The organism is Streptomyces sp. NPDC059080, from assembly GCF_042739975.1.
In the GTDB taxonomy this organism is placed as follows: Bacteria; Actinomycetota; Actinomycetes; order Streptomycetales; family Streptomycetaceae; genus Streptomyces; species Streptomyces benahoarensis.
The window spans coordinates 268,952-288,267 of record NZ_JBHYGX010000001.1 but is presented as its reverse complement, the minus strand read 5'-3'; the positions used below and the strand labels follow the sequence as shown (position 1 = coordinate 288,267).

14 protein-coding genes are annotated in these 19,316 nt (G+C 74.4%); 8 read left to right on the top strand and 6 right to left on the bottom strand.

What is annotated here, in order from left to right:
• Positions 1-266: 266 nt before the first annotated feature.
• The 5 genes from ACFWWQ_RS00735 to ACFWWQ_RS00715 all read right to left on the bottom strand — a co-directional run bounded on the left by ACFWWQ_RS00735 (position 267) and on the right by ACFWWQ_RS00715 (position 8,418).
• Positions 267-2,120, bottom strand: coding sequence for a CocE/NonD family hydrolase (locus tag ACFWWQ_RS00735; RefSeq protein WP_384587846.1), 1,854 nt, complete (start codon positions 2,118-2,120; stop codon positions 267-269).
• Between the two features lie 282 nt (positions 2,121-2,402).
• Positions 2,403-4,418 carry a prolyl oligopeptidase family serine peptidase gene (locus tag ACFWWQ_RS00730; RefSeq protein ID WP_384587843.1) on the bottom strand — a complete coding sequence of 672 codons (2,016 nt, stop codon included), beginning with the start codon at positions 4,416-4,418 and terminating at the stop codon, positions 2,403-2,405.
• A gap of 111 nt (positions 4,419-4,529) precedes the next feature.
• Positions 4,530-5,870 (bottom strand): M20/M25/M40 family metallo-hydrolase, encoded by a 1,341-nt coding sequence (locus tag ACFWWQ_RS00725; protein ID WP_384587840.1) that lies wholly within the window; start codon positions 5,868-5,870, stop codon positions 4,530-4,532.
• The gene (locus tag ACFWWQ_RS00720) at positions 5,863-6,696 is read right to left on the bottom strand and encodes a M55 family metallopeptidase (RefSeq protein ID WP_384587837.1); all 834 of its coding nucleotides are present in this window, start codon (positions 6,694-6,696) and stop codon (positions 5,863-5,865) included. Before ACFWWQ_RS00720 ends, ACFWWQ_RS00725 begins: the two co-directional genes overlap by 8 nt.
• 465 nt (positions 6,697-7,161) lie before the next feature.
• On the bottom strand, positions 7,162-8,418 hold the full coding sequence (locus ACFWWQ_RS00715) for an acyl-CoA dehydrogenase family protein (RefSeq protein ID WP_384587834.1): 1,257 nt from the start codon (positions 8,416-8,418) through the stop codon (positions 7,162-7,164).
• Positions 8,419-8,675: 257 nt separating this feature from the next.
• Here ACFWWQ_RS00715 and ACFWWQ_RS00710 point away from each other — a divergent pair, with 257 nt between their 5' ends.
• Positions 8,676-9,440, top strand: coding sequence for a hypothetical protein (locus ACFWWQ_RS00710; protein WP_384587831.1), 765 nt, complete (start codon positions 8,676-8,678; stop codon positions 9,438-9,440).
• On the opposite strand, the gene ACFWWQ_RS00705 is transcribed toward ACFWWQ_RS00710, so the two are convergent.
• Positions 9,376-10,686 (bottom strand): aspartate aminotransferase family protein, encoded by a 1,311-nt coding sequence (locus ACFWWQ_RS00705; RefSeq protein ID WP_384587828.1) that lies wholly within the window; start codon positions 10,684-10,686, stop codon positions 9,376-9,378. The genes ACFWWQ_RS00710 and ACFWWQ_RS00705 overlap by 65 nt on opposite strands.
• Positions 10,687-10,819: 133 nt before the next feature.
• Between ACFWWQ_RS00705 and ACFWWQ_RS00700 the strand changes: the two genes are divergently transcribed.
• Genes ACFWWQ_RS00700 through ACFWWQ_RS00670 form a run of 7 tightly spaced genes read left to right on the top strand, consistent with a single transcriptional unit; the run spans position 10,820 to position 19,203 of the window.
• Positions 10,820-11,458: an adenylate kinase gene (locus ACFWWQ_RS00700; protein WP_384587825.1), complete on the top strand. Its 639-nt coding sequence runs from the start codon at positions 10,820-10,822 to the stop codon at positions 11,456-11,458.
• Positions 11,439-13,043, top strand: coding sequence for a GMC family oxidoreductase (locus ACFWWQ_RS00695; protein WP_384587822.1), 1,605 nt, complete (start codon positions 11,439-11,441; stop codon positions 13,041-13,043). The genes ACFWWQ_RS00700 and ACFWWQ_RS00695 overlap by 20 nt, the downstream gene beginning before the upstream one ends.
• Positions 13,040-14,068 carry a tRNA pseudouridine(13) synthase TruD gene (gene truD / locus ACFWWQ_RS00690; protein ID WP_384587819.1) on the top strand — a complete coding sequence of 343 codons (1,029 nt, stop codon included), beginning with the start codon at positions 13,040-13,042 and terminating at the stop codon, positions 14,066-14,068. The genes ACFWWQ_RS00695 and truD overlap by 4 nt, the downstream gene beginning before the upstream one ends.
• A gap of 51 nt (positions 14,069-14,119) precedes the next feature.
• Complete coding sequence (locus tag ACFWWQ_RS00685; protein WP_384587816.1) at positions 14,120-15,343, top strand: acetyl-CoA carboxylase biotin carboxylase subunit family protein; 1,224 nt, start codon at positions 14,120-14,122, stop codon at positions 15,341-15,343.
• The gene (locus tag ACFWWQ_RS00680; protein ID WP_384587813.1) at positions 15,331-16,599 is read left to right on the top strand and encodes an MFS transporter; all 1,269 of its coding nucleotides are present in this window, start codon (positions 15,331-15,333) and stop codon (positions 16,597-16,599) included. Before ACFWWQ_RS00685 ends, ACFWWQ_RS00680 begins: the two co-directional genes overlap by 13 nt.
• The gene (locus tag ACFWWQ_RS00675) at positions 16,596-18,035 is read left to right on the top strand and encodes a hypothetical protein (RefSeq protein ID WP_384587810.1); all 1,440 of its coding nucleotides are present in this window, start codon (positions 16,596-16,598) and stop codon (positions 18,033-18,035) included. The genes ACFWWQ_RS00680 and ACFWWQ_RS00675 overlap by 4 nt, the downstream gene beginning before the upstream one ends.
• A 25-nt stretch (positions 18,036-18,060) precedes the next feature.
• A complete protein-coding gene (locus ACFWWQ_RS00670; protein WP_384587807.1) occupies positions 18,061-19,203 on the top strand; it encodes a glycine amidinotransferase in 1,143 nt (380 codons plus the stop codon).
• Positions 19,204-19,316: the final 113 nt, after the last annotated feature.

Here is a 19,316-nt window from a genome sequence, read left to right as displayed (position 1 = left end):
CCGTGCCGGGGAGCGCACGCCCGCCCGGCTCCGCGGGGCGGGGCCCCCCCCCCCCCCCGGCGGCGGCGGGGGGGGGGGGGCCGTATGGCCGCCAGAGGCCCCCTCCGGCCCCCCGGCGCGCGGGGGGGGGGCGGGGGGCGGGGGGGCGCGCGGGGGGGGGGGGGGGGGGGGCGCCCCCCCCCCCGGGGCCCCCGGGGGCGCGCCGCCCCGCGCCACCGGTCGGCGGCGGAGGGCGGCGCGCGATGTCCTCGGATGCGCCCTCTCCGCTACCGCACGCTCCCCTGGACGACGGGGAGTTCGAGGGCTCCGGTGTCGCCGGGCGCGCTGGTGACCGTCACCGGCTTGATGCCGCGGTTGCCCTTGTACGCGCTGTCGCTCGCCGCGAGCGTGAAGCGCAGCCGGTGACCCGGGGCGTAGCGGTGGACGATGCCCGGCAGCTGGACGGTGAACTTCCGGGTGACGTCCGGTACCCGCACCGGCGCCACCAGGCGGTGCACCAGCGTCTGGGAGCCGTCCGGTGCGACGTCGTAGAGCTTGGCGAAGAGCACCAGCCGGTCGGCGGCGTCGGAGCTGCCCTGCGTCCGCTCGGTCCGGGGCGAGACGACCTTCAGTGTCGCCCGGGGGATGCCTGCGACGTCCAGCGGACCGCCGGTGACCGGCTCGGACGTCCAGTCCAGGGCGGTGCCCCGGGTGTCGTACGGCGCGGGGTCGGGCAGGCCCAGTATCCCGGCGAGGGAGTTCTCCGAATGGCTGGTGGGCACCAGCCAGTTGCGGTACTCGCGGCTGCCGCGGACCACCTTCGCGCGGCTGTCGACGAGCGTGCCGTCGCCCGAAAGGTAGAGCGTGCGCGCACTGCCCGTCGGGAAAGTGTCCGCGGTGCCGTAGGTGTCGCCGTCGGCGGCCCAGTCGCGGTAGTAGGCGAACGCGGGGCCGGTGTCCGTACCGGTGCGGTGGTTCAGGTAGCGGTCGAACCACGCCAGGATGCGGCGGCCGACGTAGCTGGTCTCCAGGTTGCCCTTGCCCAGGTCGAGTTCGCCGGGCGCGGGCTTGTCCATGCCGCCGCTGTGGCCCCAGGACTGCCAGATCATCTTGGCGTCGGTGCCCTGGTCCTTCAGCGTCCGGTAGGTGGCGGTCGCCTCGTTGAGGTTGAAGAGGGTGTCGGCCTCCCCCTGGACGAGCAGGGTCGGCGCCTTGACCGACTTCAGATACGAGACCGGGGAGACACTGCGCGCGTACGCCAGCATCTGCGCGGTGCGGTCGGCGGGGTAACGGCCGGAGTCCAGCAGCCGTTTGGTGCGGCAGGCGTCGGCGACGAAGTGCAGACAGCCCGCGCCGCCGAGCCGGGACGGGTCCAGGCTCGGGTGGAGCAGCCCCTGCGCCTCGCCTATCAGGAAGAACCCGCTGGTCCACTCCTTCTTGTACGCGCCGGGGACCGGCCCGGTCACGCCGTCGGTGCGGCCCGCGTTGTTGGGGTCTTGGGAGTACGCGAGGTCGTTCCAGGTGATGAGGGGGACGAGCGCGTCGACGCGGTGGTCGACGGCGGCGGTGGCCATCTGGATCGCGCCGCCGTAGGAGCCGCCGATCATGCCGACGCGCGGGTCGGGGGCGGCGCCCTTCGCGGTGCGGTCCTTGGTGACGTAGTCGACGCGGGTGCCGTCGTCGGCGGTGCGGGCCCCGGCGAGGAAGTCGATGAGCTGGCTCGCGGCCTTGCCGTCGATCCCGGGGTCGTCCAGCGAGATCGGGCAGCCGGACGTACCGAAGCCCAGTCCGGAGTAGGCGAGGGCGACATAGCCGCGGGACGCGAACGCCTTGGCCGTCGTGGCGGTCGAGCCGTCGGACTTGCTGCCGCCGAAGCCGTTGGTGGTCAGCACGGCGGGCGCCGGATGCGCCGCGTCGACGCCCGCCGGGCGGTAGAGGTCGGCGTCCACGGTGCAGTCGCGGCCGCCCGCGCGGACGGTGAGCTTGAGCGCGGTGGCGGTGTACGGGTCGGCGGACGCGGCGGTGGCCGGGGCGGCGAGGGCGAGCGGGGCGGTGAGCGCCGTGGCGGTCAGCACGGTCAGGGCGGCGCGGTGCACGGGGCGGGTGGTGCGGCGATGCGTGGGGCGGAAGACGCTGGGCACGGGGACCTCCACAGGGACGTGCCGTACCCACCAGTCGGTAACGGCGCGCTCATGCTCAGGGATGCCCAACTCGCATGTCAACGGCGGGAACACGGAAAACCTGGGCGTGGGCGGGGGGCCCCCCGCCCCCCCCCGCCCCGCGGCCCGCCGGGCCGGGGAGGGGGGGGGGCGCGGCCCGCGGGGGGGGCGCGCGGCCGGGGAGGGGGAGGGGGGCCCGCGGGGGCGCGGCCGGCGGGGGGGGGGGGGCCGCCCCCGCGGGGGGGGCCCCCCCCCCCGCCGGATTCAGTGCCGCAGGGCGAGCGGCGTCAGATCCGGGCGTTCCACGCCGAACGCATGGGCGTAGAGGGCGAGTTCGGACTCCAGGGCCCGGATCATGGTGTCGGCGCGGCGGAAGCCGTGGCCCTCCCCCTCGAAGGCGAGGTAGGCGTGCGGGATGCCGCGCCCGGCGACCTCGGCGAGGAAACGGTCGCACTGCGCGGGCGGGCAGATGACGTCGTCCAGGCCCTGGAGCAGCAGGAACGGCGCCCGGATGCGGTCGGCGCGGTGCAGCGGCGAGCGCTCGCGGTAGCGGTCGGGGACCTCCGCGAGGGGGCCGACGAGGGATTCCAGGTACTGCGATTCGAAGTCGTGCGTCTCGCCGGTCGCCCAGCCCGCGAGATCCAGGATCGGGTAGCTGATGGTGCCGCACGCGTACAGGCCGGTGGAGGTGAGGGACGCGGCGGTGGTCCAGCCGCCGGCGCTGCCGCCGCGGATGGCGAGCCGGGCGCGGTCGGCGGTGCCCTCGTCGGCCAGCGCCTCGGCGACGGCCGCGCAGTCCTCGACGTCGACCACGCCCCACCGGCCGCGCAGCCGTTCGCGGTAGGCGCGGCCGTAGCCCGTGGAGCCGCCGTAGTTGACCTCGGCGACGCCGATGCCGCGGGAGGTGAAGTAGGCGATCTCCAGGTCGAGGACGAGCGGGGAGTGGCCGGTGGGACCGCCGTGGGCCCAGACGACGTACGGCGGCAGCTCCCCGTCGGGCGCGGTGTGGTCCGGGTTGTGCGGCGGATAGAGGTGGGCGTGGACGTCGCGTCCGCCGGGGCCGGTGAAGGTGCGGGCCTCGGGGCGCGGGTAGTAGGCCGGGGCGACGGCGTCGGTGTGGTGGTGGGCGAGGACGCGGGCGCGGCCGGTGCAGGTGTCCAGTTCGACGATCTCGTATCCGGTGTGCGGCCCGGCGGCGACACCGATGACGCGGCTGCCGTGGACGGCGAGGGCCGGCGCCCACTCGGTCCAGGGTCCGGCGGTGTCGACGAGATCGCCGCTGACCGGGTCGAGGATGCCGAGGGCGGTGGTGCCGTGACCGTGGAGGGTGGCGAGGGTGCCGCTCTCCAGGGGCAGGAACCACCGCGAGCCGACGTTCCACAGCGGGCCGCCGAACTCTTCCCGGCGGGCGGCGCACAGCCGCCGGGGCTCCGCGGCGTGGCCGTCGGCGAGCTCGGTGCGGTACAGCTCCCACCAGCCCTCGCGGTCCGAGACGAAGAGCAGGGCGCCGTCCGGGGCCCATTCGATCTGGGCGACGGACTCGCCGCGCTGCCCGGGCGCGGGCGCGTCGGGCCCGAGGTCGCCGAGTATCGGGCGGACGGCGGTGAACTCCCCGTCGGCGGTGGTGTCCGCGAGCATCACGAGGGTGCCGTCCCAGGGCATCCGGGGGTGGTCCCAGGCGAGCCAGGCGGCGTGGCGGCCGTCGGGCGAGAGGCGGGGGCCGGTGACGAAGCGGTGGCGGTCGTCGCCCAGTTCGCGGACGGCGGCGCGGTCGGCGGCGGCGGAGCCGTCGAGGGGCACCGCGGCGACGAGGCGGCGGACATCGGTGGGCCCGTCGCCGGTGAACTCCTCCAGGACGCACCACACCTCGTCGCCGACGAGGACGGGGTCGGCCCAGCGCAGTCCGTCGCCGACGGGCGAGAGCGGGGTGAGCGGGCGGGGCGCCGCGTCGTGGTCGGGGGCGTAGGCGTAGAGGCGCTGGTCGGCGAAGTCGCTGAAGACGACGAGCGGTCCGCGGTCGGTGACGGTCCCGGCCCAGGGCTGGCCGCCGTACTCGTGGACGCGGCTGCGGACGTTCCAGGGCGCGGGGAGCACGGACTCCTCCGTACCGTCGGCGCGGCGGCGGACGAGCGCCCGGCGGCCGCCCTCGGCGGGGCGCGGCGCGGTCCACCAGACCTCGTCGCCGATCACCCCGACGAAGGCGGGGCGTCCGTCGTGGGCAGCGACGGTCCGGGCGTCCACCGGGGACGTCCAGGCGCCGTAGGGGGCCGTGGTCACCATGCGGGTCTTCCTCCTTGTTCACCGGCGGAGCCGGGGCGTGGGGTGCGCGGACGACGGGACCGCCCGGACGCGCGGCCGGTCCCGGGCGGGGCGCCGGCCGCGCGGCAGCGGTCAGGCGCGGAGCAGGAAGTGGTCCAGGACGCGGACGCCGAAGTGCAGGGCGTCGACGGGGACGCGTTCGTCGACGCCGTGGAAGAGCGCCTGGTAGTCGAAGCCCTGCGGGAGCTTGAGCGGGGAGAAGCCGTAGCCGGTGATGCCCAGCCGGGAGAACTGCTTGGCGTCGGTGCCGCCGGACATGCAGTACGGCACGACATGGGCGTCCGGGTCGAAGTGCTCCAGAGCGGCGCGCATGCCCGCGAAGGCGGGCGAGTCGACGGGTGCCTGGAGGGCGACCTCGCCGTGGGTGGTCTCCCAGCTGACGTCGGGTCCGGTGAGGCGGTCCAGGGTGGCGCGGAACTCGTCCTCGCCGCCGGGCACGACCCGGCCGTCCACCTGGGCTCCGGCGCTGCCGGGGATGACGTTGACCTTGTAACCGGCGTCCAGCATCGTCGGGTTGGCGCTGTTGCGGACGGTCGGCTCGACGAGCGCGGCGGCGGTGCCGAGGCGGGCGAGGAGGGCGTCGACGTCGAAGTCCGGCGCGCCGGGGTCGGCGTCGGTGATGCCGTGCAGGGCGGCGAGTTCGCGCAGGGCGGCGCGGACGGTGGGGGTGAGGCGGACCGGCCAGCGGTGCTCGCCGATGCGGGTGACGGCGGCGGCGAGGCGGGTGACGGCGTTGGCGCGGTTGACCTTCGAACCGTGTCCGGCGCGGCCGTGGGCGGTCAGCCTGAGCCAGGCGGTGCCGCGTTCCCCCGCGGCGACGGGGTAGAGGTGGAGCCCGGTGTCGGTGTGGAAGGAGAAGGCGCCGGATTCGCTGATGCCCTCGGTGCAGCCCTCGAAGAGCGCGGCGTGCCGGTCGGCGAGGAAGCCGGAGCCGTCCTCGGCGCTGGCCTCCTCGTCGGCGGTGAAGGCGAGGACGATGTCGCGGCGGGGGAGGACGCCGTCGCGGGCCCAGCGGCGGACGGTGGCGAGCACCATCGCGTCCATGTTCTTCATGTCGATGGCGCCACGGCCCCAGACGACGCCGTCGCGGACCTCGCCGGAGAAGGGGTGGACGGTCCAGTCGGCGGGCTCGGCGGGGACGACGTCGAGGTGACCGTGGACGAGGAGGGCATCGGCCGACGGGTCGGTGCCCTCGATGCGGGCGACGACATTGGTGCGGCCCTCGGTCCGCTCCAGCAGCGTCGGTTCGAGCCCGGCCTCGGCGAGGGCTTCGGCGACGTACTCGGCGGCCGGGCGTTCCCGGCAGGCGCCGTCGCCGTGGTTGGTGGTGTCGATGCGGATCAGATCCGAGGTGAACCGGACGACCTCGTCGAGGGCCCTGTCGTCGACGGGTCCGTGCTGCTGCTCAGCCATACTGCTCCTCCACCGCGGACGAGGCGAGGGTGGTGACCGCCTTGAAGCAGCGGATCCCTTCGTACATGTCGTCGCTGGTGTAGGCGACGCGGCGTTCCCCGCAGCGTTCGACGCCGGGGACGCAGGAGGCGGCGCCGACGAGGTGCTCGGCGTCGAACTCCATCTCCACGCGGAACGGCCCGCCGCGCGCCGGTTCGTGGCGGACCGCCAGGGCGGTGGCGGCGCGGGCGGCCTCGCGGATGTCGGCAGCGGTACGGGCCGGGGGCCGGCAGACGGCGGCGTAGCGGGAGACGTAGTCCTTGACGGCGACGGTACGGGCCTGGGGGGCGTAGCCGCAGGCGTCCACGCAGGTGCGGTCGTCGCCGGTGACGAGGACGACGGGGACGCCGTACTCGGCGACGACGAGGGCGTTGAGGTAGCCCTCGCTGGCGCGGGTGCCGTTGACCCAGACGCCGGTGAGGGAGTTGGCGAGGTAGGTGTGGGCGAGGACGCCCTCGGTTCCGGCGCCGGTGTGGTAGCCGATGAAGGCGATGCCGTCGACGTCGCCGTGCTGGACGCCCTCGACCATGCTCAGGGACTTGTGACGGCCGGTGAGCATCTGGACGCGTTCGTCGAGCTGCTCCAGCAGGAGGTTCCGCATCGACCAGTGCGCCTCGTTGATCAGCACCTCGTCGGCGCCCCCGGCGAAGAACCCGGCGGCCGCGGCACTGACGTCGGAGGTGAACATATGGCGGCAGCGCTCCCATTGGGGCGTGCCCGGCAGCACATCGGCGGGCCAGGTGACGCCGGTGGCGCCCTCCATGTCCGCGCTGATGAGGATCTTCATGTGGGTGCGCCCTCTCGCCGGTCGGAACGGTCCGTGCCCGTCGCGGTCCCCGGCGGCCGTTCCCGCAAGGGCCACCGCCAGATCCCGTGTTCGACCGGCCCATCCAAGCATCCTCACCGTCCGGCCTGCGCCTCCCCTCCCCGTTCGGCGGCGGTCAGGCGCGCCGCGGCACCGGACGCGGCTGGGGGGCCGGGGGGGCGGGGGGGGGGCGGGGCCCCCCGCCCGCCCGCCTCGCGACCGCCCGCCCCCCCCCCCCCCGGGGGGGGGGGGGGGCGGGGCGCGGCGCCCCGGGGGGGGGGGGGGCCCGGGCCGGGGGGCGCCCCCCCCCCCCACTGCCGCAGCGAAGCTCGCACTCCGCTGCCTCACCCCTTGTCGGGACCGTTGGCGACATCGGATGTCGTCGGGTCGGCGGTCGTCTAGGGGTGTCCGTGGCGGCATCTGCCACGGAAACTCGGGGTCACCCGCTCACCCGGCTCCGTCCCGGCCGCCCGGGAGGCCCAGCGTGGTGTCGGCGACGAAGTCGACAGCGTCCTCCGGCGGCGAGTACGGCGGCATGAAGGCGGCCGCCCGCACATCGCGGTGGGCGCGGGCGAGGGGGTGGCGGGCCTGGTAGCTGGCGCCGCCGGTCAGGCGCATGGCGTGGTCCACGACCTGGGTGGCGGCGCGTTCCACCACCGCACTGACCAGCTGGCACTCCTTCATCATGGCCCGGCTCATGTCGTCGGTGATCACCTGTGGCTTGTTCAGCATCAGGTGGGCGTCGAAATCCTGGAGGGCGGTGGTGAGCGTGCCGCGGGCCGCGGTCAGCGCGGTCTCCATCTCGGCGACGGCGTACTTGACGGATGCCGCGCTCGTCCGGTCGCGGCCCGCCCCCCGGGCGGTCAGGGCCCGCAGCGCGTGGTCACGGGCCGCCTCGGCGAGCCCCAGGTAAACGCCGTTGAGCCCCATGCCGCTGACCGCTCGCCCCTCCAGCATGCCGGGATCCCGCTTGCCCCAGGGGCCCCGGACCAGCAGCGCGTCGTCGGGCACGACGCACTCGTCGAACAGGACGGAGCCGCTGCCGGAGCCGCGCAGCCCCAGCCCCTGCCAGTCGTCCTCGACGTGCAGCCCGGGCGTGGTGGCGGGGATCAGGGCGCTCGCCAGGTGGTCGCCTCCTCCGCGGACGGCCTTGAGACGGCAGTAGAAATGCGTCGCGGAGGGCGAGAGCGAGGCAAGGATCTTGCGGCCGTTGACCACCCAGCCGTTGTACGAGGCGGTCGCCGTGGTGGCCAGGTTCCAGTAGTCGGCGCCGCGTTCGGCCACTGCCGAGCAGAGCAGCATCCGTCGTGCGCCAATGGCTTCCAGCCACTGCGCGCGGGGCAGATAGCCGGGCTCGCCGTCGGCCGCGAAGCGGACGACGCGGGCGAAGTACCACGCCAGGGCGGTGTGCATGTAGAAGGCGACGGCGACCGAGGCGTCGGCGCGGGCGATGCGGGAGGTGAGGACCGTCAGGTCGTGGAGCCGCTCGACGCCGAGTCCGCCCAGGTCGGCGGGGGCAGCGGCGGCGAAGACCCCGGCGTCCGCGAGCGCTTCGACGCTTTCGCGAGCGAAGCGCCCCTCCCGGTCGGTGGCCTCCGCCTGTTCGGCGAGCAGGTCCTGGAGTTTCGTGACCGCCGAGACCGCCTGCTCGCCGCTGGCCGTCGCCGGCTGCATCTCCGAGTTCAACGTCAGGGAAATCGACATGATGAAGCCTCCACGCTTATCGACAACCGGCGTCTTTTAGTCAATACCTGCGGCGGAAAACCATGCCTCGCCGCGCCCGGCCGACCGACAGGTTTCGGACGAACGGCTGCGGCTGTCTGCCGTGGGCTCAGCGCCCCGGCTAGTGTGGATCACGCCTGCAGAACAGTGAATTCACGTTCCCGACAACAGCGTTCGGAAAAGGATTCTTCTCTGTGTGGAATGTCTCTCTTCAATTCGCCGGATGGTTATCCGGGGGTGTGGTTCCCCCGGGCACGCCCCGGCGCCACGAACTCACCGAGAACGCACGGATGGTCATCCGCTACGACCCGGAGAGCGACGCCCTCGCCTTCTCGCCCGCCACCCGCCCCGGACCGGACGGTGTCGCCGTGGTCACCGCCCGCGGCGGGCACTGGTGCCTGACCAATCTGCACGCCGAGGACACCTACTTCGTCGAAAACATGGAGACCGGCGGGGAATTCATCAAGGTGGCACCCCGCCGCGCGGATATTCCCATTCCCTTCGAACTCGCCCGGCTGGTAATTCCGGTGCAGCGCGGTACGGGCGTCGTCAACGTATTCGGTCCCGAGCCCCGGTTTCTTGCCGTTTCCTCCGTCGCGGGCCGCACCACCAACTGGCCTCGGCTCGATGAACGGTGCGTCTATTTCCGTGTTCTTGTCGCCCTGTGCGAACCGCAGTTGCGGGGCGGTCCGCCCGGTGCCGTGCCGACCGTCATGGACGTCATCGCCCGACTCGGCGGACGCCTCCCACAGCGGCTGAGCCGCGCCGCCGTCAACCATCACATCGGCTATCTGGCGACGCACAAATTGCGGATCGGCGAATGGGCCGGTGTCTCCGACGGAAAGCGCTCCTACTGGAAGCGGGAGGCGATCGTGGCGATGGCCCTGCGGTCCGGTCTGGTGGAGGAGGCACATCTGGGGCTGCTCCCCCGCCGTCGGGTCACAGGTCCGCAAGAGCCTGTCCCATCACGTGCACCAGCTCCGCGATCCCGTCCCGGTCGATGATCAGCGGCGGGATCGCCATCACGCAGGGGCCCTGACGGCGCAGCAGCACCCCGCGCGCGGCAGCCCCGGCCACCAGCGCGGCCGCGGTCTCGGGGCGGTGGCATTCGACCGTCGCGACGAGCCCGAGCCCGCGTACATCGCTGATCTGCGGATGGTCGAGCATCGGGAGCAGCCCGTCGAGGAGGTGCCCGCCGAGCGCGGCGGCCGACTCGGTCAGCTTCTGCTCCTCCAGGACGTCGAAGACGGCGAGGGCGACCGCGCAGGCCACCGCGTGCCCGCCGGTCGTGTGGCCGTAGCGCAGCCCTCCAATGAGCGGGTCGGCGGCGAAGGACGCGTAGACCTCCTCCGTGGTGGTCAGCGCCGCGAAGGGGAGGTAGCCGCCGCTGATGCCCTTGCTCATGGTGACAAGGTCAGGGGTGACACCGTCGTGGTCGAAGCCGAACATCCGGCCGGTGCGGCCGAAGCCGCAGAACACCTCGTCCAGGATGAGCAGGGCGCCGGTCCGGTCGCACAGGTCGCGCAGGACGCGGAGCAGACCGGCGGGGAGCACCACGCCGCCGCCGACGTTCAGGAGCGGTTCGACGAAGACCGCGGCGGGCGGCGGGCCGTCGAGCACCGCGCTCTCGAACGCCCCGGTCAGCGCGGCGAGCCCGGCGGGGGTGCGCAGCTCGCGCGGGGGCAGCGGTGAGCCCACCCGGGTCACCGGGAACGGCTCGCCGCCGTAGAGGGCGTTGGTCGGCAGCCCGGACAGGTGCTGGGCGACATAGGTGGTGCCGTGGTAGCCGGCGGCGAAGGTGACGATGCGCTCGCGCGGCTCGCCCCTGTTCGTCCAGTGGTCGTGGGCGATCCGCACCGCGGCCTCGGTGGCCTCCGAACCGCTGTTGACGAACAGGGTCCGCTCCAGGCCCTTCGGCAACAGACCGGCCAGGCGCTCGGCGACGCGGCCGACCGGCAGATGCGAGCCGACGCTCAGGTCGAAGTGGGGCAGCAGCGCCAACTGCTTCCCGGCCGCCGCGAGCAGCGCCGGATGGGCGTAGCCGCAGCTGGAGTTCATCGCCGACGCCATCGCGTCGAGATATCCGCGGCCCGTCGTATCCCGTACGCGATACCCCTCGCCGGACACCAGGACCGGGCCGTCCGCGCCGCTCTTCCGCACCGGGGACCACGGGTGCCACACATGGCGCCGGTCGCGCTCACGGGTCCGTTCCTCGTCCACGCCGGCGTTCTCACCGTTGGTATGCGACATGCCGCCGATCATGCAGGCCGTCCGGGCCGCGCACACCCTCACATCTGTCAGGGCGTCAGCGGAGGCCGTTGTGCTGATCATTGAGGCGCCGGCGGGCACAGGCGGCCGGCGAACGGACCGGGAGGATCCGACGGTGACACTGCACGCGCTCGATCCGGCGGCTGACCTGCCACGCCGGCCGGACAGGGTACTTGTCGCGGGCGGTAGCGGCGCGGGCAAGACGGCGCTCGCCGGGAAGCTCGCCACGCTGCTGGCGCTGCCCCGTATCGAACTCGACGCGCTGTACTACCGGGCCGGCTGGGAGCCGCGCGAGGAGTTCGTGGAGGACGTCGGACGGGCCTGCGGGGCGCCGCGGTGGATCACGGAGTGGCACTACCCGGAAGTCGCCCAGCTGCTCGCGGACCGCGCCGATCTGCTCGTCTGGCTCGACTATCCGGCCCGCACCACGATGACCAGCCTGGTGCTGCGGACGCTGCTGCGGTCGCTGCACCAGGAGGTCCTGTGGAGCGGTAACCGGGAACCGCGGCTGCGGGCCGTGTTCACCGACCCGGAGCACATCCTGCGGTACGGCTGGTCGACCCGGCACGCGGCCCGCGAGGAGCTGCGGGCCCTGGCCCGGCAGTCCCCCCGGCTCACGCTGGACGTCCTGCGGTTCACCCGCCCCGCGGAGCTGTCCCGGTGGCTGTTGCGGCTCACCGATACGTCACAGGGGCCGGCGCCGTCCGCGGGCACCGTCACGGAGAGGAGAAGCGATGCGTCAGGACTTCGATGACGTCGTGGTCGGCGCGGGAGCCGCGGGGGCGGTGCTCGCCGCCGAGCTGTCGGCCGATCCGCAACGGCGGGTCCTGCTGATCGAGGCGGGGCCCGATCCGGACCCGGCCCGGCTCCCGGCCGACCTGCGCAACGGCTGCACCCCGTCGATGGTGGAGCACGACTGGTCGCTGGTGGGCGAGCGGGCGGACGGCGCGCTGTTGCCGTTGCCGCGCGGCCGGGTCGTCGGCGGCTCGTCGGCGGTGAACAGCTGCATCGCGCTGCGCCCCGAGCCGGACGACTTCGCCGACTGGGCGCGGCTGGCGGGCGACGACGCGTGGTCGTGGCCGCGCATCCTGCCGTTCTTCACCGCGCTGGAGTCCGACGCGGACTTCGGGGGAGCCCACCACGGTACCCACGGCCCGCTGCCGCTGCGACGGCCTCCCCGGTCCGCGCTGTCGCCGCTGTCGGTGGCCCTCGTGGCGACCGCGACCGCGTACGGCCACCCCTACGCCGCCGACCACAACGCGCCCGGGGCGACCGGCGTCGGGCCGCTGCCGCTGAACCTCGCCGACGGCGGACGCCGGGTGTCGGCCGTGGCCGCGTACCTGGACCCGGTGCGCGGGCGGCCGAACCTGACGGTGTGGGCCGACACCCTCGTGGACCGGGTGCTGTTCGACGGAGCGCGGGCGCGGGGCGTGGTGACCGTCGCGGGCTCCACCGCCACCGAGGTGTACGGCGCGCGCGTGACGCTGTGCGCGGGCGCCTACGGGACCCCCGGCCTGCTGCACCGGTCCGGCATCGGGCCCGCCGCAACGCTGCGCGCGCTCGGGGTGGACGTCGTTGCCGATCTGCCGGGCGTCGGCGCCGGACTCGCGGACCACTCCCAGGTCCCCCTCGGTGTCATCCCGGCCGCCGCGGAGCTGTGTGACCCGTCCGTGCCGTGTGCCCAGGCCGTCCTGCGGTACACCGCGCCGGACTCGGACGTCGCCAACGACATGCAGCTGTACGCGCTCAACCACGTCGAACTTGACGTCTACGCCCCGCACCTGGCGGACCGGGTGCCCGGTGGCCGGGCCTTCATGGTGACCGCCAACCTGATGGCGCCCCGGGGCCGCGGGACGGTCACCACCGTCTCCCGCTCCCCCGCCGAACCGCCCCGTATCGCCATCGATTACGCCGCGGACCCGGAGGATCTGCGGCGCCTGCGGGACGGCGTCGGGCGGTGTTGGGAGATGTTGCGGGGGCCCGCGTTCACCGCGCTGACCGGCGAGGTCATCGACATGGACGCGGAGACGGTGCGCTCGCCCGCCCGGCTCGGCGCATTCGTCCGCCGGGCGGCGCGGACGGCCCACCACCCCATGGGCACCGCGCGGATCGGCCGGGCGGACGACCCGGACGCGGTGGTCGACGCGCGCTGCCGGGTGCACGGCACCGAAGGGCTTCAGGTGGCCGACGCCTCGGTCATCCCGGTTCCGGTGCGCGCCAACACCCATCTCGTCTCGCTCGTGATCGGCGCCCGCGTCGCCGCCTGGTCACGTCAGGAGCCGCCGGCCGTCCCGGCGACGGCCACCGCCACCCGGACCGCGGGGAGGGACCGCATATGACCGACGCCCTGGTGCTCAAGCACCGTCAGGAGGACTTCCGGGTACGGGAGAACCTCGTCGTCGCGCTGACCGCCCCGGCGCACGCCACCCACCGCTACCTCCTGCTGCACAAGCGCGGCCACACCACGATGGAGGCGGTGGGGACCGTGGCGGAGCGGCTCGGCGTGGCCCGCGCGGACGTCGGCTACGCGGGCCTGAAGGACGAGGACGGGATCACGGAGCAGCTGCTGTCCGTGCCGCTGACGTCCCCGCCCGGCGACGGCCCGCCGCCCGGGGAGTTCACGGAGCGGTCGGGGCCGGAGCGGGAGCTGCGGCTGAGCCACTACGGCTACGGCCAAGAGCCGCTGGCCGTCGGGCAGCTCAACGGCAACGGCTTCCGGGTGGTGCTGCGCAACCTCGACGAGGCGGCCGCGGCACGGCTGACGGAACGGCGGCGGGTCAACCTGCTGTTCGTCAACTACTACGACACCCAGCGCTTCGGCGTACCCGGCGGTCCCAAACGCACCCATCTGGTCGGCGAGGCGCTGCTGGAGGAGGACTGGGCCCTCGCCCGGCGGGAGCTGGCCGGGCTCGGCGCGCCGGAGAGCGGCGAGGCCGCCCGGTGGACGGGCCAGGACCGGGACCTCTTCCGCGCGCTGGACCCGCGCACCGTGGCGTTCTACCTTGCCGCGCACTCCTCGTACGCGTGGAACGCGCAGGTCCGCGACCTGATCGCGGCGGTCTGCCCGGACGACGCCCCCGAGAGCGCCGTGGACGGGCTGCCCTACCGCTTCCCCGCCACGGCGGACGGGGTGGCCGCGCTGCTCGCGTCCTGCCAGGAACTTCCGTATCTGCGCTACGCGTACCGGGACGGGCCCGTGGAGCGGCCGACGGTCCGGCCCACGGTGATCCAGACGGCGCTGACCGTCGGCGCGGACGGTCCGGACGGCGCGTTCCCCGGGCGCCGCGCGGTGGAGGTCTCCTTCCTGCTGCCCTCGGGGTGCTACGCCACGGCCGCACTGCGGCAGTGGTTCCTGCGGCGCTGACCCACCGTCCGATGTTCTGTCGCGCCGCGCCCCGCGCCGTCGCTTCGAGGAGTGCGTCACGAAAGGCTGTCCATGGCGTTGCTGCTGCTCAACCGCAGGCCCCTGCTGCCGTTCTACCCGGAGTGGCTGCCGGGCGCAGAGCTGATCGTCGTGACGGCGCGGTCGGCCGTGGCGCCGCCGTCCCGTCCGGTGCCGCGGGAGCGGTTCGTCCGCCTGGAGACCGTGGACGACTACGCGTCGCCCGAGGTCGACGAGGTGATCGACCGGATCTGTGCGGGCGGCGGCATCGAGCGGGTGGTCACCTGCGCGGAGATCGACGTGCTCCGCGCGGCGCGGGCCAGGGAGCGCCACGGCCTGCCCGGCCAGTCGACGGCGAGCGCCCTTGCCTATCGGGACAAGCACCGGATGAAGGTGCTGGCGGCGCGGCACGGCATCGCGGTCGCCCCGATGGCGCCGGTCCAGGACACCGAGGGCCTGCGGTCCTTCGTGGCCGGACACGGCCTTCCCGTGGTGGTGAAACCGGCGGACGGCGCCGGGTCGATCGGGGTGCGGGTGCTGCGCGACGCCCGGGAGGTGGACGCCTGTGCACTGCCCGCCGACCACGTCTGGCTTGCCGAGCGGTACGTCGACGGCTACCTCTGCCATGTCGACGGGCTGATGGCGAAGGGCACGGTCCTGCACGCCCTCGCCTCCCGCTATCTGCACACCAACCTCGACACGGCGACCCGGGGCGCCCCCAGCGTCAGCGGCATGTTCGGTGCGGGCGACCCGCTCGGCGACCGGCTGCTGGCCGCGACGGCGCGGGTGGTCGCGGCGTTGCCCGCCGTCGAGGAGGTGACCGCCTTCCACGCGGAGTTCTTCCACACGCCCCTGGACGCGCTGGTCCTGTGCGAGATCGCCTGCCGCCCCGGCGGCTGCGGCATCGCCGAGGCGTACGCCCGCTCGACGGGGACCGGCCTCTACGAGGCGCATGTGCGGGGCCAGGCCGGGCTCGCCACCGAGGTGCCCGATCCCGGGCGGCGCTATCCGCGCCACGGCTGGGGCTGGTTCCCGCCCCGGCGCGGCACCCTGGCGCGGCTGCCGGACCGCTGTCCGCTGCCGCGCGCCCGCAGCTACGCCGCCTCCGGCGCGCCCGGCACCCGGTACGAGGGCCCGCGGTCCAGCACGGACAGCGTCGCCGAACTCCTCTTCCGCATCGACGGCGGCGAACCGCTCACCGCCCAACTGCAGGAGGTCGACGCCTGGTGGTCGCGGGAGGCGCGATGGGCGCCGTGACCGGCACGAGGCGGCACGCCGCGGCCTTCATGACGGCGATGGTCGTGGACGCGGTGGGCAGCGGCGTGTGGATCACGTTCTCGCTGCTGTACTTCACCTACGGCCAGGGCATGGCGCTGACCGCCGCCGGCGGGGCGCTCAGCGCGGGATCGCTGACCGCGCTGCTGACAGGGGGGCTGGCCGTCGGGGTGCTCACCGACCGGATGGGGCCGTTCCCCGCCGCGGTGCTCAGCTGCGCGATCCGGGCGGTGGCCTTCCCCTGCTACCTGCTGGCCGACCGCCCCGTCACGGTCGCCGTCACCGCCTTCGCCGTCAGTTTCGGCGACCGTCTGTACTGGGCCGCCCATGCGGGGCTGGTCGGCGGCGTCACCTCCGAGGAGCACGCGCGGCGCCGCCTGTTCGCCCTGATGAACAGTCTGCGCAACGTGGGGCTCGGGGTGGGCGCGCTGGCGGTGGCGCTGGTGGCGGCGTCGGAAGAGACCGGGGGCGCCGCGCTGTGGCACGCCATCCCGCTGGCCAACGCGGCAAGTTTCGCCGTCGCCGGTGTGCTGTTCCTCCGGGTGGGCCGCGGTGCGGGCCCAGCGGCGGGGCCCGCACCGGACCGCCGGTCGGGCGCGTCGTACCGCGGGGTGCTCGCCGACCGCCGGTTCCTCGTCTTCACCGGCGCGACGCTCTCCCTGACCCTCTCCAGCGTGGCGTTCGACTCGGTGCTGCCGGTCTATCTCCGGTCGCTGGGCATGCCGTTGTGGCTGCCGCCGGTGGCGTACGTGCTGTCCTGCGTGGCGATCCCCGCGTGCCAGGCGCCGGCGCTGGCGCTGGGCCGCCGGTATCCGCCGATGCGGCTGATGGCACTGGCCGCCGTTCTGGTCGCGCTCGCCCTCGGGGCGCTGGTGTTGCTGGGGAGCGTGCCGGGCGCCGCCGGAACGGTGCTGCTCGTCCTGCTGGTCTTGGTGTTCAGCCTGGGCGAGGCAGTCTTCGGGGCGGTCGCGATGACCCTTGTGCTGTCGTTCGCCACCGCGCGGGACACCGGCCGCTACAGCGCCCTCTACCAGCTCGCCTGGGGCCTGTCGGGCGCGCTGGGACCCGGTGTGCACACGCTGTTGTTCTCCGTGTCGGGCAGCGCGCCCTGGGCCGTGATGGCGTGCGCGCTGCTCGCGGGCGCCGCCGTCTACCTCAGGCTCGCCGCCACCTCACCCCGCGACGCCGTACCGGCACCGGACGACGGTGCCCCGGTCGGCCGGAAGGAACAGACATGACCCGCACCACCCGCCGGGAGAACGCCCCGCGTCCCGAGAACGCCCCGCGTCCCGAGGACGCCGGGGAATCCGCGGCCGCCCTCATCGCCACCGTGACCGGGGCGCTTCGGCGCCACTGGGCCGGGCGCGGCGCCGTCCTGCTGCTCGACGACTTCGACCACCGCGCCCGCTCCCTCGCCGGTGAACTGCGGGCGTGCGGCGCCCGGGTGGAGGCGGTCGTCGCCCGCACCGGACCGGGGCCCGGCGCGCCCGAGGTCCCGGCGAGCTGGCACTGCTCCGACGCCGGACCGCGGCGCTCCCGCCCCGAGTTCGAGGCGTGGCTGCGCGACCCGTCCGACGAGGTCCGGCGCTGGCTGGACGCGCGGGACCCGGAGCGGGCGTGGCAGGCGCTCGGGACGCCGCGGACCGGGGTGGCCGCGTTCTGGGGACGGCCGGTGCACGGGTGGCGGCGTCCGGAGTGGGCCGCCGTCGAGGACAAGACGACCATCGACGCGCTGTGGTCCGCCGCCGGTGTGGCATCGCCGCCCCACCTCGTCGGCGACAGCGCCGAGGTGCTGCGCCGTTCCGGGGCAGCCACCGCGCTCGGCGGGCCGGCCGGGGTCGTGGTCGCCGCCGACTCGACCCGCGGCCATGTCGGGGACGCGCGGGGCCTGCGGTGGGTGCCGCGCCCCGAGGAGTTCGACGGCGCCGTGCGCGACCTCGCCGGACGGAGCGAGCGGGTCCGGGTCGCCCGGTTCACTGACGGGGTGCCGTGCAGCGTGCTCGGGGCGGCGCTGCCCGACGGGATCGCCGTGTTCGACCCGATCGAGATCGTCACGCTGGGCGATCCGGCCACCGGGCGGCTGCTGTTCTGCGGCTCGTCCACGCACTGGCGGCCGGGGGACGCGGCGGTGGAGGACATCCGCGGCGCCGCCCGGCGCGCGGGCGCGGAGCTGGTCCGCGCCACCGGCTACCGCGGGATCTTCAGCGTGGACGGGATCCTCACCCCGGACGGCTTCACCGCCACCGAACTCAACCCGCGCCACGCCTCCGGCCTCGGTCTGCGCGCCGCCCATCCCGACTTCCCCGTCTACCTGTTCAACCGCGCGGTCCAGGAGGAGCTGCCCGGTCTGGAGGGAGTCGGCCACGCCGCGCTCGAACGGTTTGTGCGCCGCGCCGTGGCGGCGGCGCCGTCGTACGCGCTGACGGTGCCGGTGACGGACGCCGGGCATCCGGACGGACGTGGGCAACTGCACCACGACGGACAGGTCATCGACCACCACACCGCACACGGCGTCACGGCGTTGTCGGCCCTGACTCCCCCGGCGGCGGACCACCGCGCCGGGCCCGCCTGCGCCGCCCTCGCCGCCCACCTGGGCGACCCGGGGCTGCGTTCCTTCCCCCTGGACGCCCGGGCCGCACCGGGCTCCGGGCACCGCACACCGACCGCGTACTGACGGACGACAGAGAGGGAGTGTCACCATGAGCCGACCGGTGAGCCCGGTCAATTCCTGGAACGAATGGGACCCGCTGCGGGAGATCGTCGTCGGCATCGCCGACCATGCCTGCTTCGAGCCCACCGAACCCGGATACCGGCCGCAACTGCGGGCCGCGGACGGCCGGCCCGCCCCCTTCCCCACCGGCCCCAAACCCGCCGAGATGATCGACCGCGCCAACGCGCAGCTGGACGGTCTGGCGGCGCTGCTCGCCTCGCAGGGGGTGACGGTGCGCAGGCCCGAGCCACCGGGCACGCCCGGCCCGCTGCGCACCCCGGACTTCGAGGTGGCGAACCCGTACTGCGTGGTGTGCCCCCGGGACGTGATGATCACGGTGGGCAACGAGATCATCGAGGCCACGATGTCGCGCCGGGCCCGGTACTTCGAGTACCAGGCGTACCGCAAGCTGGTCTACGGGTACTGGCACGGCGACCCCGACGCGGTGTGGACGGTGGCGCCGAAGCCGTCGATGGCGGACTCCATGTACCGCGAGGGGTTCTGGGACTGGCCGCTGGAGCAGCGGCACCGGGAGATGCACGCGTCGGAGTTCTGCGTCACCCAGGACGAGGTGGTCTTCGACGCCGCCGACATCAGCCGGTTCGGGCGGGACCTTGTCGTACAGGAGTCGATGACCACCAACCGGCTCGGCATCCACTGGCTCAAGCGCCATCTGGAGCCGCGCGGCTTCCGGGTGCACCCCGTGCACTTCCCGCTCGACTTCTTCCCCTCCCACATCGACTGCACCTTCGTCCCGCTGCGTCCCGGGCTCGTCCTGACGAACCCGGAACGGCCACTGCGCGAGGGCGAGGAGCAGCTGTTCCTGCGCAACGACTGGGAGCTGATCGACGCGCCGCAGCCGACGTCCACCAACGACGAGATGCCGGTCCACTGCCAGTCCTCCAAGTGGCTGTCGATGAACGTGCTGAGCATCTCGCCGACGAAGGTGGTCTGCGAGGAGCGGGAGAAGCCGCTCCAGGAACTGCTCGACAAGCTCGGCTTCGAGGTCTTCCCCCTGCCGTTCCGTGACGTCTTCGAATACGGCGGGTCCCTGCACTGCGCCACCTGGGACGTCAACCGGGAGGGCACCGCCGAGGACTACTTCGCGGACGGCTACCGACCGCTGCCGTAGGCCCGTGGCCGGGCGGGGGGGGGGGGGCCGGTGCCCCCCCCCCCCCCCCCCCCCCCCCCCCCCCCCCCCCCGCCCCCACCCCCCCCCCCCCCCCCCCCCGGGGGGGTGAGCGC